At 73.5% G+C, this 15,795-nt stretch carries 15 protein-coding genes and 1 riboswitch; of the genes, 12 read left to right on the forward strand and 3 right to left on the reverse strand.

Annotated features, from left to right (window positions below; translation table 11 throughout):
- From ACRWND_RS24680 to ACRWND_RS24725, 10 genes are all read left to right on the forward strand, one after another.
- A partial coding sequence (locus ACRWND_RS24680) for an FAD-binding protein (protein WP_431953003.1) occupies positions 1-1,253 on the forward strand: 1,253 nt, incomplete at its 5' end.
- 105 nt (positions 1,254-1,358) lie between these two features.
- Positions 1,359-1,433, forward strand: coding sequence for a 50S ribosomal protein bL37 (locus ACRWND_RS24685; protein ID WP_431953067.1), 75 nt, complete (start codon positions 1,359-1,361; stop codon positions 1,431-1,433).
- 568 nt (positions 1,434-2,001) lie between these two features.
- Complete coding sequence (gene rpe, locus ACRWND_RS24690) at positions 2,002-2,667, forward strand: ribulose-phosphate 3-epimerase (protein ID WP_431953005.1); 666 nt, start codon at positions 2,002-2,004, stop codon at positions 2,665-2,667.
- Positions 2,668-2,764: 97 nt separating this feature from the next.
- A complete protein-coding gene (locus tag ACRWND_RS24695; protein WP_431953007.1) occupies positions 2,765-3,805 on the forward strand; it encodes a sugar-binding transcriptional regulator in 1,041 nt (346 codons plus the stop codon).
- A 79-nt stretch (positions 3,806-3,884) separates the two neighbouring features.
- Positions 3,885-4,274: a ribonuclease domain-containing protein gene (locus ACRWND_RS24700; protein WP_431953009.1), complete on the forward strand. Its 390-nt coding sequence runs from the start codon at positions 3,885-3,887 to the stop codon at positions 4,272-4,274.
- Positions 4,271-4,588 carry a barstar family protein gene (locus tag ACRWND_RS24705; protein WP_431953011.1) on the forward strand — a complete coding sequence of 106 codons (318 nt, stop codon included), beginning with the start codon at positions 4,271-4,273 and terminating at the stop codon, positions 4,586-4,588. The genes ACRWND_RS24700 and ACRWND_RS24705 overlap by 4 nt, the downstream gene beginning before the upstream one ends.
- Positions 4,589-4,634: 46 nt before the next feature.
- Positions 4,635-6,083, forward strand: a complete 1,449-nt coding sequence (locus tag ACRWND_RS24710; protein ID WP_431953013.1) for a GuaB1 family IMP dehydrogenase-related protein — start codon at positions 4,635-4,637, stop codon at positions 6,081-6,083.
- A gap of 310 nt (positions 6,084-6,393) precedes the next feature.
- Complete coding sequence (locus ACRWND_RS24715) at positions 6,394-6,858, forward strand: Lrp/AsnC family transcriptional regulator (protein WP_431953015.1); 465 nt, start codon at positions 6,394-6,396, stop codon at positions 6,856-6,858.
- Between the two features lie 217 nt (positions 6,859-7,075).
- A complete protein-coding gene (locus tag ACRWND_RS24720) occupies positions 7,076-7,876 on the forward strand; it encodes a carbon-nitrogen hydrolase family protein (protein ID WP_431953017.1) in 801 nt (266 codons plus the stop codon).
- Positions 7,877-7,967: 91 nt separating this feature from the next.
- Positions 7,968-9,674, forward strand: a complete 1,707-nt coding sequence (locus tag ACRWND_RS24725) for a flavin monoamine oxidase family protein (RefSeq protein WP_431953019.1) — start codon at positions 7,968-7,970, stop codon at positions 9,672-9,674.
- 9 nt (positions 9,675-9,683) lie between these two features.
- Here ACRWND_RS24725 and ACRWND_RS24730 read toward each other — a convergent pair whose 3' ends face one another.
- From ACRWND_RS24730 to ACRWND_RS24740, 3 genes are all read right to left on the reverse strand, one after another.
- Positions 9,684-10,373 carry a DUF5995 family protein gene (locus tag ACRWND_RS24730; RefSeq protein ID WP_431953021.1) on the reverse strand — a complete coding sequence of 230 codons (690 nt, stop codon included), beginning with the start codon at positions 10,371-10,373 and terminating at the stop codon, positions 9,684-9,686.
- Between the two features lie 457 nt (positions 10,374-10,830).
- Positions 10,831-11,370: a GNAT family N-acetyltransferase gene (locus ACRWND_RS24735; protein ID WP_431953023.1), complete on the reverse strand. Its 540-nt coding sequence runs from the start codon at positions 11,368-11,370 to the stop codon at positions 10,831-10,833.
- A gap of 10 nt (positions 11,371-11,380) precedes the next feature.
- Entirely contained in the window at positions 11,381-12,607 is a 1,227-nt protein-coding gene (locus ACRWND_RS24740; protein WP_431953025.1) for an MFS transporter, read from the reverse strand.
- Between the two features lie 159 nt (positions 12,608-12,766).
- Here ACRWND_RS24740 and ACRWND_RS24745 point away from each other — a divergent pair, with 159 nt between their 5' ends.
- Both ACRWND_RS24745 and ribD read left to right on the forward strand, forming a co-directional pair.
- Positions 12,767-13,972, forward strand: coding sequence for an ROK family transcriptional regulator (locus tag ACRWND_RS24745; RefSeq protein WP_431953026.1), 1,206 nt, complete (start codon positions 12,767-12,769; stop codon positions 13,970-13,972).
- A gap of 430 nt (positions 13,973-14,402) precedes the next feature.
- Positions 14,403-14,533: riboswitch (FMN riboswitch) on the forward strand.
- 170 nt (positions 14,534-14,703) lie between these two features.
- The gene (gene ribD / locus ACRWND_RS24750) at positions 14,704-15,795 is read left to right on the forward strand and encodes a bifunctional diaminohydroxyphosphoribosylaminopyrimidine deaminase/5-amino-6-(5-phosphoribosylamino)uracil reductase RibD (protein ID WP_431953027.1); all 1,092 of its coding nucleotides are present in this window, start codon (positions 14,704-14,706) and stop codon (positions 15,793-15,795) included.

Here is a 15,795-nt window from a genome sequence, read left to right on the forward strand (position 1 = left end):
CCGCGGAGACCAACTGGGGCGGCAACGTCGCCTTCACCGCACAAAGGCTCCACCATCCCGAGTCCGTCACCCAGCTGCAGGAGATCGTGGCCCGGTCCCGGCGGGTACGCGCCCTCGGCACCCGGCACTCCTTCAGCACCGTCGCCGACACCGACGGCGAGCACGTCTCCACCGCACGGCTGCCGGCGGTGACCGAGGTCGACAGCGCCGCCCGCACCGCCACGGTGGCTTCGGGGCTGCGCTTCGGTGAGATCGTCCGCGCGATCGACGAGGCGGGGCTGGCGCTGCACAACCTCGGCTCGCTGCCGCACATCTCGGTGGCCGGGGCCTGCGCCACCGGCACCCACGGCTCGGGCGTCGGCCTGCGCAGCCTGGCCGGCGCGGTCCGCGCCCTGACGATGGTCACGGCCGACGGCGAGCTGGTCGAGGTCCGGCGCGGCGACGACGACTTCGACGGCTCCGTCGTCGCCCTGGGCGCGCTGGGTGTGGTGACCCGGCTGACCCTCGACCTTGTCCCGGCCTTCGCCGTGCGCCAGACCGTCTACGAGGACATGCCCGGCGAGGAGCTCCAGGGGAACTTCGACGCGGTGATGTCCGCCGGCTACAGCGTGTCGGTCTTCACCCGCTGGCGGGACCGCGCCGCCGACCAGGTGTGGCTCAAGGAGCGGGTCGACGCCGACGGCGCGGAGCCCGCCCCGCGGAAGTGGTTCGGGGCCACCGCCGCCGACGGGCCCCGGCACCCGATCCCGGGCATGCCCGGCACGCACTGCACGCCGCAGCAGGGCCTCGTCGGCCCCTGGTACGCCCGGCTGCCCCACTTCCGGCTGGAGTTCACCCCGAGCAGTGGGGAGGAGATCCAGTCGGAGTTCTTCGTCGACCGGAGCGACGCCGTAGCGGCGTTCGACGCCCTGTGGCAGGTGCGGGAGCGGTTCTCGTCCGAGGTGCAGATCGGCGAGATCCGCGCCGTGGCGGCTGATTCCCTGTGGCTCAGCCCCGCCTACGGACGCGACAGCGTCGCCTTCCACTTCACCTGGACCGCCGACGTCGCCGGGGTGGCGCGGGCGCTCCAGGTCGTCGAGGAGGCGCTGCGCCCCTTCGCTCCCCGCCCGCACTGGGGCAAGCTGTTCACCTCGTCACCCGCCGTGCTGAGCGAGCTCTACCCGCGCTATGACGACTTCCGTGCGCTTGCCGCCCGGCTCGACCCGTCGGGCGTCTTCCGCAACGCCTTCCTGCGCGAGTGCTTCCCGCAGTGACCCGGCGTCCGCGTTCGCGTCCGGGACGCCGCCGGCGTGCCGCGCATCGGCGGCGGCCATAGACTGACCGCGGTTGAAATGTCCTATACGAGAGAGTTGGGCATCATGTCCAAGCGAGGCAACAAGCGGCGCGGCCGGAAGAAGAAGGGCGCCAACCACGGCAAGCGTCCCAACGCGTGACACCTGTCGTGCCCTGGTGACCGCCCGCGCCCGTCGCGGGCGGTCACCGCTGTCCGCGGGGGAGATCGGCCTCTCGTGAGCCGGACGCGCGTCGGCGGTCTCCGCCGGTGGCCGGCCGCCACCAGGGCGCGCCCCGAGGGTGGCCGTCGCAGACGACGTGAGCGTCATCCGCCCTTCCCGGCCGGATCCCTGACAGGCCGTCGTGCGACGCGCGACGGCGAGCCCAGTTTTGTGAGCGCAGTACGGCCGCGCTCGCGGCCCCTGGGCCACCGCTCCGCCGCTCGCGGGTTCCGGTGGACCTCGCGCCCCCGGCGGCATGGGACGGAGCCGTTCCGCTCGCCGCCCGCGGGTCTCGGCCCGCCGAGCCCGGAGCGCGGCCCAGGGGCCGCCGCGGACGGGCTGCCGAGCCGCCCGGGGCGCGTCGCCGGCGTCGCGTGCCGAAGGGCGCGCTCCCGAGGAGGGCCCCGCACCCCGCGCGGCCTGCCGCGGGGTGGGGATCGTCCCGGTGGTGCTCCGCAGCCTTGCGCCCGGTGCGCGGAGAAGGGGCGGGCACCGCCATACTGGACGCATGGCCGTGCAGATCAACCCCAGTATCCTCTCCGCCGACTTCGCCCGCCTCGCCGAGGAGGCGCGGGCCGTCGAGGGCGCGGACTGGCTCCACGTCGACGTGATGGACAATCACTTCGTCCCCAACCTCACGCTGGGCATGCCGGTCGTGGAGTCGCTCAGCAAGGCGACGCAGACCCCGCTCGACTGCCATCTGATGATCGCCGACCCGGATCGCTGGGCTCCGGCCTACGTCGAGGCGGGCGCGGGCTCCGTCACCTTCCACGCGGAGGCCGCCGCCGCCCCCGTGCGCCTGGCCCGCGAGATCCGCGCAAAGGGCGCGCGGGCCTCGATGGCGCTGAGGCCGGCCACACCCGTCGAGCCCTACGAGGACCTGCTCCCCGAACTCGACATGCTGCTGATCATGACCGTGGAGCCGGGCTTCGGCGGTCAGGCCTTCCTGGACATCATGCTGCCCAAGATCCGCCGGGCCCGGAAGCTGATCGACAAGCACGGGCTGGATCTGTGGCTGCAGGTGGACGGGGGAGTCTCGGCCTCGACCATCGAGCGCTGCGCCGAGGCCGGAGCGGACGTCTTCGTCGCGGGTTCCGCCGTCTACGGCGCGGAGGACCCGGCCGACGCGGTGCGGCGGCTGCGCAAGCAGGCGGCGGCCGCCTGCGCGCACTGACCGCGAGTGACCGCGTCCCGACCGGCCATGACCACTCCATGGGCACCGCGCCCCGGTACTCCGCAGTACGTGCGAGGATGAGCGCGGAGCCGATCAGATGGGCAACTGGGGAGAGAACGTGACCGCAGGCCGCACCGGGGTGCGCATGGGCCCCGGCGAGATGGTCCAGGCGGCGGCGATGGCGCGCCGCTTCTATCTGGAGGGAAAGTCCAAGATCCAGATCGCCGAGGAGTTCGGCGTGAGCCGCTTCAAGGTGGCGCGGGTCCTGGAGACCGCCCTCGAACGCGACCTCGTGCGCATCGAGATCAGGGTCCCGGCGGAACTCGACGCCGAACGCTCCGACGCCCTGCGGGCCCGCTACGGGCTGCGGCACGCCGTCGTCGTCGAGTCGCCCGCCGACGAGACCGACGGCCCCGACCCGGAGAACCTGGGCGCGGTCGCCGCGCAACTGCTCGGCGAACTGGTCAGCGAGGGCGACGTGCTGGGCCTGGCCTGGGGCCGCTCCATCATCACCATGGCCAACGCCCTCGACCGGCTGCCGCCCTGCACGGTCGTCCAGCTCACCGGCGTGTACGACGCGGGCACCGCCGACCGCGGCTCGGTCGAGGCGGTCCGCACCGCCGCGGCCGTCTCCGGCGGCGAGGCGCACCCCATGTACGCCCCCATGGTGCTCCCCGACCCGGCGACCGCGGCGGCACTGCGTGCGCAGAGCGGTATCGCCGCGGCCATGGGGTACTTCGACAAGGTCACCGTGGCCGTGGTGTCGATCGGCTCCTGGGCGGCCGGCATCTCCACCGTCCACGACGCGCTGACCGAGACCGAGCGCGACCACTACGCCTCCCTCGGCGTCGCCGCGGAGATGTCCTCCCACCTCTTCGACGCCGAGGGCCGGCTGGTCGGCCGCGACCTGGGCGAGCGCTGCATCACCATCGAAGCGGACCGGCTGCGCCGCATCCCCGAGGTGCTCGCCATCGCGGGCGGGGTGCGCAAGGCCGCCGCTGTCGACGCGGTGCTCCGCTCCGGCCTGGTCACCAGCATCGTCACGGACACCGCCGCCGCCGACCACCTGCTGGACTCCGCCGCGCCCATGCCGCGCCCGGCCCTCGACCGAGCCGACCCCGAGGCGGCCCGTCCTTAAAGGTCCTCGGAGCCCGTCCGCGGACGCCCCGCCGCGGGCCCTGCGCGGCCGCCGGCCCTCACTGTGGCAGCATCACCGCATGCCGACCGGGTCCGCCCGCCTTCTCGCGATCGCCGCCGCCCTCCTGGGCGTTTTCGCCCTGCTGCTCACCGGCTGCTCCGTGCCCACGGGCGGGGGCTCGGCGCCTGAGCCGGTGTCCACGGTGGCCGCTGACACCCTGCCGCCCGAGGCACGGGAGACGCTCCGCCTGATCGACGCCGGCGGGCCCTTCCCGTACGCGAAGGACGGCACCGTCTTCCACAACTTCGAGGGCATCCTGCCGGCCCGCCCGAGCGACTACTACCGCGAGTACACCGTGCCGACCCCGGGTGAGCGGGACCGCGGCGCCCGCCGCCTCGTCGTGGGAGCAGGGGGCGAGATCTACTACACCGACGACCACTACAAGACCTTCAGGGCGGTCCGCAGATGACGGCAACGGCGGTGCTGGACCTCCACGGGGTCACGACCAAGAACGCGTTCATGGACCGCAGCGCCGAGCAGTTGCGGCTGCCCCACTGGTTCGGCCGCAACTGGGACGCGCTCTACGACTGCCTCACCGACCTGCCGGACCCCGCGCAGGGCGGCCTCCGCCTGGTCGTACGCGGATGGCAGGAGTACGCGGCCGCCGAGCCGGGGGAGTGGGAGACCGCCCGCCGGGTCCTCGCGGCCGCCGCCGCCTTCCATGACACCGCCGCGCTCCGGTTCGACATCGTTTTGGAGGAAACTACGAGCGACCCTTCGTGAGCGCCGGAGTTTCCTCCGTGTCCATTTCGTCGGTGCTCGTGCAACGATGAAGTACGTGCGTTTCCTCAATGATGCAAAACCTCCGTACGATCTGACGTACGACGACGTGTTCATGGTCCCCAGCCGCTCGGCCGTGGGGTCCCGCCAGGCGGTCGACCTCTCCACCCCGGACGGCACCGGCACCACCATCCCGCTCGTGGTCGCCAACATGACCGCCGTCGCCGGCCGCCGCATGGCCGAGACCGTCGCCCGTCGCGGAGGCCTGGTCGTCATCCCGCAGGACATCCCGATCGAGGTGGTCGCCGAGGTGATCACCTGGGTGAAGCAGCGGCACCTCGTGCTCGACACCCCGATCGTCCTCGGCCCGCACGCCACCGTCGCCGACGCCCTGGCGCTGCTGCCCAAGCGGGCGCACGGGGCCGCCGTCGTCGTCGAGGACGGCCGTCCGGTCGGCATCGTCACCGAGCACGACCTGACCGGCGTGGACCGCTTCACCCAGGTCTCCGTGGTGATGTCCAAGGACCTCCTGCTGCTGCCCGCGGACATCGACCCGCGTGAGGCCTTCAACCGCCTGGAGGACGCCAACCGCAAGCTGGCGCCCGCCGTGGACGCCGACGGCAGGCTGGCCGGCATCCTCACCCGGAAGGCGGCGCTGCGCGCCACCCTGTACACCCCGGCCACCGACGCCGGCGGGCGGCTGCGCATCGCCGCCGCCGTCGGCATCAACGGCGACGTCGCGGGCAAGGCCAAGCAGCTGCTGGACGCGGGGGTGGACACCCTCGTCGTCGACACCGCCCACGGCCACCAGGAGAGCATGATCCAGGCGGTGCGGGCCGTCCGCGCGCTGGACCCGCGGGTGCCGGTCGTGGCGGGCAACGTCGTCTCCGCCGAGGGCGTCCGCGACCTGATCGAGGCCGGCGCCGACATCGTCAAGGTCGGCGTGGGCCCGGGCGCGATGTGCACCACCCGCATGATGACCGGCGTGGGCCGGCCCCAGTTCTCCGCGGTCCTGGAGTGCGCCGCCGAGGCCGCCCGGCACGGCAAGCACGTCTGGGCCGACGGCGGCGTCCGGCACCCGCGGGACGTCGCGATGGCCCTCGCCGCCGGCGCGTCCAACGTCATGATCGGTTCCTGGTTCGCGGGCACCTACGAGTCGCCCGGCGACCTGCAGCACACGGCCGACGGCCGGCCGTACAAGGAGAGCTTCGGCATGGCCTCCGCCCGCGCCGTGGCCAACCGCACCAGCGAGGAGTCCGCCTACGACCGCGCCCGCAAGGGGCTGTTCGAGGAGGGTATCTCCACCTCGCGGATGTTCCTCGACCCGGCCCGCCCGGGCGTGGAGGACCTGATCGACTCGATCATCGCGGGCGTCCGCAGCGCCTGCACCTACGCCGGGGCCGCCGACCTCGGCGAGTTCGCGGACAAGGCCGTCGTCGGCGTCCAGAGCGCGGCCGGCTACGCCGAGGGCAAGCCGCTGCACGCCAGCTGGCAGTAGCGGACCCCTCGCCCGAGCGCCCCGTCCGCGTCATCCGCTCCCGCGAGCGGACGGAGCGGACGGAGCGGACGGGCACGGCGGCACCGGGCGAGTGCCCCGTCCGCGTCGCGCCGGACGGCACGACGCGGCCTCGGGTGGCTTCGCCGCCTCGGCGCCGGGCACCGCGCGGGGCGGTCCCCGGTGCGGCGCAGGCGCGCGGGAGCGCCACGCGGGATGGAGCGTGACCGGCCTCGTAGTCTGGTTCGCGTACGGCTCGCGTACGGCTCGCGCCGTTCCCGGCTCGCTCGCGAAGAGAAGTGACCCACCCCCAGTGCGACTGAACGAACTCGACCAACGCATCGTCCACGCCCTCGCCGAGGACGCCCGCCGCTCGTTCGCCGACATCGGCGCCCTCGTCGGGCTCTCCGCCCCCGCCGTCAAGCGCCGCGTCGACCGACTGCTGGCGCAGGGCGCCATCACCGGCTTCACCGTCCGCGTCGAGCCTGCCGCGCTGGGCTGGGAGACGGAGGCCTTCGTCGAGCTCTACTGCCGGCACAACACCTCGCCCGAGGACATCCGGCGCGGCCTGTCGCGCTACCCGGAGGTGGCCTCCGCCTCGACCGTCACCGGCGAGGCCGACGCCGTCGTCCAGATCTACGCCGCCGACGTGCGCCACTTCGAACGCGTCCTGGAGCGGATCGCCGGAGAGCCCTTCGTCGAACGCACCAAGTCCGTCCTGGTGCTGTCGCCGTTGCTGCGCCGGTACTCGGGAGCGCCGGACCAGCCGGAGGGGTGACGGACGGAGGACGCCGATCGGGGCGCGCCGACTGGTGAGCCTGCCGGGGCCGGGGAACGCCGTCCGGTGTCCCCGCGCAACGAATCACCGCTCTTCGGCGCCTGCGCGCAATGAATCGGCGGTCGGTGCGCAACGGACGCGTCTTGTCGCCGCGAACCCCCCGAACGTACCGTCGAGGCAGACCAGAACACGCTTCCCACCAGGCGAAAGAGGCTTCATGGCGCCGCTGCGCACCGCGCTGTACCAGGGCCCGAGCGGCGTCCCCTCCTCGGTGGACGACAGCCTGGCGGCGCTCGATGCCGCCGCGCGCCGCGCCTCCGCCGCGGGAGCCCGCCTGCTCGTCACGCCCGAGATGTACCTGACCGGCTACGCCCTCGGCGACGCGGTCCCGGGCCTCGCCGAGGCGGCCGACGGTCCCTGCGCCGCCCGGGTCGGCCGGATCGCCGCCGAGCACGGCCTCGGCATCGTCTACGGCTATCCGGAGCGCGACGGCCGCGACGTCTTCAACTCCGCCCAGCTCGTCGGCCCCGACGGCGCACGCCTGGCCAACTACCGCAAGACGCACCTGTTCGGCGACTTCGAGCGCACCTGGTTCACTCCCGGCGACGACGCTGTCGTCCAGGGCGAGCTCGACGGCGTCCGGATCGGCCTCCTCGTCTGCTACGACGTCGAGTTCCCGGAGACCGTGCGGGCCCACGCCCTCGCCGGGACGCAGTTGCTCGCCGTGCCCACCGCGCTGATGCGGCCCTACGAGTTCGTCCCGCAGACCCTCGTGCCGGCCCGCGCGTACGAGAGCCAGCTGCACGTCGCCTACGCCAACCGCTGCGGCCCCGAGGGTGACTTCGACTTCGCGGGGCAGAGCTGCCTCGCCGGACCCGACGGCGCCGTGCGCGCCCGGGCCGGAACGACCGAGGAACTGGTCGTCGCAGACGCCGACCCGGAGCTGCTGCGCGCGGTCCGGGACGAGACCCCCTATCTCGCGGACCGCCGCCCCGAGCTGTACCGCTCGCTGGGCTGATTCCGCCTCCTTCCTCCCAGCGCCACTACCGCCGGCGCGATCTCGACCGCCGCTTCACCGCACCACCGTTCACAGCCAGGAGAACCACGTCATGACGTCCACGGTGCCCACCGCCGTCCACGAGGAGCAGCAGCCCGAGGCCCCGTCGGCGCCGCCGATCACCATGTTCGGCCCGGACTTCCCCTTCGCGTACGACGACTTCCTGGCCAGTCCGGCGGGTCTGGGCTCCATACCGGCGACCGAGCACGGCGCCGAGGTCGCGGTCATCGGCGGCGGGCTGTCCGGCATCGTCGCCGCCTACGAGCTGATGAAGATGGGCCTGAGGCCCGTCGTCTACGAGGCCGACCGGATCGGCGGACGGCTGCGCACCGCGGGGTTCGAGGGCTGCGACGAGAAGCTGACCGCCGAGATGGGCGCGATGCGCTTCCCGCCGTCCTCCACCGCCCTGCAGCACTACATCGACCTGGTGGGCCTGGAGACCAAGCCATTCCCCAACCCCCTCTCCCCCCACACCCCGTCGACCGTCGTCGACCTCAAGGGCGAGTCCCACTACGCGCGGACCATCGACGACCTGCCCCAGGTCTACCGTGACGTCGCGCACGCCTGGAACGCCTGCCTGGAGGAGGGCGCGGACTTCTCCGCGATGAACCGGGCCCTGCGCGAGCGCGACGTCCCGCGCATCCGCGAGATCTGGTCGAAACTCGTCGAGAAGCTCGACAACCAGACCTTCTACGGCTTCCTCTGCGACTCCGAGGCCTTCGCGTCCTTCCGGCACCGCGAGATCTTCGGCCAGGTCGGCTTCGGCACCGGCGGCTGGGACACCGACTTCCCCAACTCCATCCTGGAGATCCTGCGGGTCGTCTACACCGAGGCCGACGACCACCACCGCGGCATCGTCGGCGGCAGCCAGCAACTCCCGCTGCGACTGTGGGAGCGCGAGCCGCACAAGCTCGTCCACTGGCCGCACGGCACCTCGCTGAAGTCCCTGCACGACGGCCACCCGCGACCGGCCGTCACCCGGCTGCACCGTACCGCCGGCAACCGGATCACCGTCACCGACGCCGACGGCGACATCCGCACCTACCGCGCGGCGATCTTCACCGCGCAGAGCTGGATGCTGCTGAGCAAGATCGACTGCGACGACTCGCTCTTCCCGATCGACCACTGGACGGCGATCGAGCGGACCCACTACATGGAGTCCAGCAAGCTCTTCGTCCCGGTGGACCGCCCGTTCTGGCTCGACAAGGACGAGGACACGGGCCGGGACGTGATGAGCATGACGCTCACCGACCGGATGACCCGCGGCACCTACCCGCTCGACAACGGCCCCGACGAGCCGGCGGTGATCTGCCTGTCGTACACCTGGTGCGACGACAGCCTCAAGTGGCTGCCGCTGAGCGCGTCCGAGCGCATGGAGGTCATGCTCAAGTCACTCGGCGAGATCTATCCGAAGGTCGACATCCGGCGGCACATCATCGGCAACCCCGTGACCGTCTCCTGGGAGAACGAGCCCTACTTCATGGGCGCGTTCAAGGCGAACCTGCCGGGCCACTACCGCTACCAGCGGCGGCTGTTCACGCACTTCATGCAGGACACCCTGCCCGAGGACAAGCGCGGCATCTACCTCGCCGGCGACGACGTCTCCTGGACGGCCGGCTGGGCCGAGGGCGCCGTGCAGACCGCGCTCAACGCCGTCTGGGGTGTGATGCACCAGTTCGGCGGCACCACCGACCTGAGCAACCCGGGCCCGGGCGACCTCTACGACGAGATCGCGCCGGTCGTTCTCGACGAGGATTGACCCGCCCCCTCAGCGGCCCAGCGGGGTCAGCAGGAAGCGACCGACCAGCCCGACGCCCGCGTCGAGCCTTTCGGTGAACTCCTCGTACACCTCCGGCATTTCGCGCAGGGACCACAGCACGCGGGACGCGGCCCACGCGGCGTCCCGCGCGCGTTCCAGGCTCCACGAACCGGCGAGATGGGTCAGCGGGTCGGCCAGGTCCAGCAGATCGGGGCCGGGCATCAGCTCCTCCCTGACGCGCTCCTCCACGGACGTCAGCAGATCCCCCACCCGGTCGAAGTCCCCTTCCAGGGACGGTGGTTCGCACTCCAGTGTGCTGCAGGTGTCCACCACCGCGAGCGCCAGGTCGTGCCCCACGTGCGCGTTGATGCCGGCCAGGGCGAACTGCAGCGGGCGGATGCCGCGGTGTCCCCGCAACTGCAGCAGCGGCCGCCAGCAGGCGGGGACGGCACGGCGATCGGTCGCGGCGTCGACCGCCTCCAGGTACCGCGCGGCGAAGCGGGCGGCCAGCGCGGCGGCGGCTACGGGATCACCGAAGCCGCCGGCCGCCAGGCGGCCGTCCAGTTCCTGGGTCACGGAGAGGTACACGCGGTTGAAGACCGCCACCCCGTCCCGCGGCGGAAGTGCCGTACCGAGCGCGTGCATGCGCGCCACCACCTGGGCCACGCCCATCGGGGCCTGCCGTTGCGCGGTCGTCATGCGCACAGCGTCCCAGCAGGCCGGGCGGCCTGCGGGGTACGGCGGCCGTGCGGTCCCCGGATCGGGTGAGTCAGAGCCCGCCCGCGTCGCGGGCCGTCCACACCGACGGATACCGCGGTCGGAACCCCAACTCCTCCCAGATGCGCATCCCGGTCGGGGAGTCCGTGGCAGTCCGCTGAGCGGATTCATATGCCCGATGTCGCGGACCAGCGGCCTCGGCCGTGGGCTGTCGGGCACGGCGTCGAGGCGGCCCGCCACCGTCGGAGGGCTCTTCAGCCGGACCGCCCGCCATGCACGTGCGTACGCGGAGCGCAATCCCCACCCCGCAGACTCCGCTCCCGGGTGACCGCGAAAACCGGGCGCACCACCCGCACCACCGTCCCCGGGCACCGGTCGGGCGGGGAGACACCCCACCGCAATCGCAACGAACCCGCGCACGCATAGGCGGCCCCAGAATCTACGGCGTCCACTCCTCGCGCGTCACGGCGTATTCGACCTCCCCGTGCTCCGCGCCCGGCAGCGTCTCGTCCCACTCCTCGTGGAAGACCCGCACCAACGACAGCCCCGCCTTCTCCATCACCCGCCGCGACCGCGCGTTGACGACCATCGTCTCGGCGTACACGCGCCGCGCGCCGAGCTCGGTGAAGGCCTTGCGCACCAGGGCCCTGGCGCCCTCGGTGGCGTAGCCCCGGCCCCACGCGGCGCGTCGCAGCCGGTATCCGAGTTCGAGGTCGTCGCCGGGCCCGCCGGGGCGGGGGGTGAGGGCGAACCAGCCGACGAAGTGGCCGGTGGCGGACTCCTCCGCGGCCCAGACCTGGGAGCGCGCGAAGCGGGGCAGCACCTCGTGCCGGATGACGTCCGAGGGCGTGGGGCGGCCGTTGCCGAGGAAGCGCATGACCTCGGGGTCGCTGTCGAGTGCGACGAGCAGTTCCGCGTCGGCGTCGGTGTCGGTGAAGTGCCGCAGCCGCAGCCGCCCCGTCTCCAGGAAGATCCGCATGAGCGGAAGGTCAGGCCTGCGGCGTCGTCGCCGCCACGGGCTCGCGGTCGTGCTCGACGGAGACCGTGCCCGCGCTGCGGAGCACGCCCGCGCCCACGGCGAGCCCGGCGACCAGCACGGTGACGAGGCCGAAGGAGGTCTGCAGGGAGCTGGCCTCCGCGATGGAGCCGATGGCGGCGGGTGCCACGAGGCCCGAGGTGTAGGTGACCGTGGCGACGCCGGCGATGGCCTGGCTCGGGTTGGGGCCGCTGCGCCCTGCCGCCGCGAAGCACAGCGGGACGACGACGGCGATGCCCACGCCGATGAGGGCGAAGCCCGCGATGGCGGTGACCCGGGTGAATGCCGTGGCCACGAGGACACCGCCCATCGTGGCGATCAGGCCCCCGGCGCGTACGGTGCGGACCGGGCCGAAGCGGCGTACGACGACGTCGCCGACGAGGCGGGAGACGGCCATGGTGCAGGCGAAGGCGGTGTAGGAGGCGGCGGCGACCCCAGGGGAGGCGCCGGCGACGTCGCGGAGGTAGACCGCGCTCCAGTCCATGCTGGCGCCCTCGGCGAAAACGGCGCAGAAGCCTATGGCGCCGATGACCAGGGCCGCGCGCGGCGGCAGGGCGAAGCGCGCGGGGGCTTCCTCGGACGCGGAGGGCCGCAGGTCGAGCACGCTGCCGCAGGCCGCCTGGCCCAGTACGACGAGCAGGGCGGCGCCGACGGCGAGGTGGACGCGCGCGTCGAGTTCGGCGTGGGCGGCGAGGACGCCGAAGAGGGAGCCGAGCAGCGTGCCGGCGCTCCACATGCCGTGCAGCCCGGACATGATCGAGCGGCCGAGGCGTTCCTCGACCTCGACGCCCTGGGCGTTCATGACGACGTCGGCCATGCCGGCCGAGGCGCCGTAGACGAACATCGCCCCGCACAGCCAGCCCAGTCCGGGGGAGAGCGCCGGCAGCGCGAGGGATGCGCACCACAGGCCCAGCAGGAGGCGCAGCGCGTTGCGCGTGCCCATGCCGTGGGAGATGCGCGCCGCGAGCGGCATGGCGACGGAGGCGCCGAGGGCCGCGAAGACCAGTGCGAAGCCGAGCTGCCCGGCGCTGAGCCCGGCGTGCTCCTGGATCCAGGGCACCCGGGTGGCGAAGCTGCCGGTCACCGCTCCGTGCACGGCGAACACCCCGGCGACGGCGAGCTGGGCGCGCCGCAGCCGCGGATCGGTCCTCCCCGTCGGGGTCGTCGGCGTCTTCGGCATGTTCCCTCCCAGTCTGGTCCCGCCCCGGTTCCGGCATAAATTATCAGGCAGGCTTCCTGAAAGATAGACTGCTTTTCGGCCACGGTCCGCCGCCTGGTCCGGTTCCGGCGGGCCTCGTCCGCCCTCGCACGCGCCGCAGGGCTCTGGAAGGATCCGCCCATGACCGCCATCCGACCCCCCACCGGGCGCACCGCCTCGCCCCGCACGGCCAGAGCGATCAACGACCGGCTGGCGCTGGAACTGCTGCAGCGCGAGGGCCCTTTGACGGCGGCCCAGCTCAAGGCACTGACCGGCCTGTCCCGGCCGAGCGTCGCCGACCTGGTGGAGCGCCTGCAGGAGTCCGGGCTGATCGCCGTGGTCGGTGAGACGGGAGCCGACCGGCGCGGCCCCAACGCCCGGCTGTACGGCATCGTCGCCGACCGGGCGCACCTCGCCGCCTTCGACGTGCGCACCCACAGCGTGGCGATCGAGGTGGCCGATCTGCTGGGCAACGCCGTCGGCAGCGCCGTCCTGCCGGTCGACCCCGTCGGCGATCCGCAGCGTACGGTGCGGCGCTCGGTGGCGCTGCTGGAGCGGACGGCGTACACCGCCGGCGCCGGCGCGCTGCACACGATCGCCGTCGGCGCGCCCGGCCTCGTCGACCCGGCCACCGGCGAACTGCGCGCCACCGGGCAGTTGCCGGCCTGGCACTCGGCGCTCGTCGCCGAGCTGCGCAGGCGGCTCTCCCTGCCGGTGCTGCTGGAGAACGAGGTCAACCTGGCCGCCGTCGCCGAGCGGCGACTGGGTTCGGTGCGCGACCGCGAGGACTTCGTCCTGCTGTGGCTGGGCCACGGAGTGGGCGCCGCGGTGGTGCTGGGCGGGGTCCTGCGGCGCGGCGCCTCCGGGGGCACCGGGGAGATCGGCTTCCTGCCGGTGCCGGGCACCTTCCAACTGCCGACGGCGAGCGGCTGCGAGGGCGGATTCCACTCCCTGGCGGGCAGTGCGGCGGTGTGCGCTCTGGCGCGCTCGCACGGGATCGCGGTGTCCGGCGCGGACGACGCCGCGGCAGCCGAGGCGGTGGTGACCGCCGCCCGGGCGGGCGGCAAGCAGGGCGAGCTCTTCCTCGACGCGCTGGCGGACCGGGTGGTGATCGGGGTGGCCGCCGTCAGCGCCGTGCTCGACCCCGGTTGCGTGGTGCTGGGCGGCGAGGTGGGCCGGGCGGGCGGCGCGGACCTGGCCGCCCGGGTCGAGGAACGGCTCGGCCGGATGTCCCCGCTGCCGACCCAGGTGCGGGCGGGCACCGTGGCGGGCAGCGCGGTGCTGCGCGGTGCGGTGCTCCTGGCCATGGACGCCGCACAGGACGCCCTGTTCACCCCCGAGGGGTGAGCGGCGGCGCGTGCGGGCCGCGCCCCTGCCGTGCCGGAGGTTGACGGGGGCCGCCCCGCGACACGCGCCGCCGGAGTCACGTCGCGTCGCGCCGGCCTTCCTCAGAGGTCGCGCGGATAGGCGGGCCGGCGTCGTGGGTCGATGGCTTTCGCCTGGCGGCGGTGTCGTCGGTCGCCGCAGCTCCGCTGCGTCTCCCTAATCCGCCTTGCCAAACTCGGCCCTCGACCCGCTCCTTTCTCCACCCCGCGTATCCGTGCGACCTCTTACGCGCGTCAAGGGCCGCTGCCGCGAACGGTGTTGACAGCCTCCGGAAGGCGCGGGCCGCGCGGCCCGCACGCGCCGGGCGGACCCGTGTGAGCCAATCCACAGCAATCCCTTGCCTCCGCAAGGAACCTTCGTGGCACACTGGTGGCGCAGTACCAGTGACGTTCAGCGCACTCCGGGGTCGGTGAAAATCCGAACCGGCGGTTACAGTCCGCGACCCGTCCGCATCCAGCGGGCGGTTGACCAGGTGAAATTCCTGGACCGACGGTTAAAGTCCGGATGGGAGGCAGTGCGCGGCGGACGGGCATCGGTACACCGCCGTCAATGGCGGCGCGGGTGCGTGTCCCCCCGGAAAAGGGCGGACGCGGACGGGCGCCACCTCACCGGCCGCGGTGCTCCCGAGCCAGAAGTCCGCTCTGTGTTCCGCACAGCCCCGGAGTCCGTGCCCGAAGAGGCAGGAGGACCCGGTGGCAACACCCGGTGAAACCGACGCGATGCGCCGTGCCATCGAGCTCGCCGCGCGCGGCTTGGGCTCGACGAGCCCCAATCCCGTCGTCGGCGCCGTGATCCTCGACGCGCACGGCGAAGTCGCCGGCGAGGGCTGGCACCAGCGGGCCGGCGGCCCCCACGCGGAGGTCCACGCCCTGCGAGCGGCCGGCGACGCCGCCCGTGGCGGCACCGCCGTCGTCACCCTCGAACCCTGCAACCACACCGGTCGCACCGGCCCCTGCGCCCAGGCGCTGATCGCGGCCGACGTCTCCCGGGTCGTCTACGCGGTCGCCGACCCCACCCCCGCGGCGACCGGCGGCGGCGCCACCCTGGCCGCCGCCGGGATCGACGTGGAGAGCGGGCTGCTGGAGGCCGAGGCCGCCCGGGGCAACGAGGTCTGGCTCACCGCCACCCGGAGGCAGCGCCCCTTCGTAGTGTGGAAGTACGCGAGCACCCTCGACGGGCGTGTCGCCGCCGCCGACGGCACCAGCCGCTGGATCAGCTCCGCGGCCTCCCGCGCCGACGTCCACCGGCTGCGCGCCGAGTCCGACGCCGTCGTCGTCGGCTCCGGCACGCTGCGCGCCGACGACCCCCACCTGGCCGTTCGCGGGGTGGAGGGCGTCTTCACCCCGCCGCTGCGGGTGGTCGTCGACACCAACGCGAAGATCACCCCGGGCGCCCGGGTGCTGGACGGCACCGCCGCGACCCTGGTCGCCGTCGCCGAGGACACCGACACCGCCCACCTGCCGGGCGTCGACGTGGCCCGCCTGCCCCGCACCGGCAGCGGCGTGGACGTGCCCGCACTGCTCGACGAGCTGTACGGCCGAGGCGTCCGCTCCGTGCTGCTGGAGGGCGGCCCGACCCTGGCCGGGGCCTTCGTCGCCGCCGGAGCCGTCGACAAGGTCGTCGGCTACCTGGCGCCCGCCCTCCTGGGAGCCGGCCCCGCGGCCCTGGGGGACGCGGGAATCACCACCATCGCGCACGCGTTGCGGCTCGACGTCGCCGAGACCGAACGGATCGGCCCCGACCTGCGCATCACCGCCTACCCGAGCCGCACCGAGGAGAACTGA

The sequence above is a fragment of the Actinacidiphila sp. bgisy167 genome (assembly GCF_965342175.1).
Lineage (GTDB): Bacteria > Actinomycetota > Actinomycetes > Streptomycetales > Streptomycetaceae > Actinacidiphila.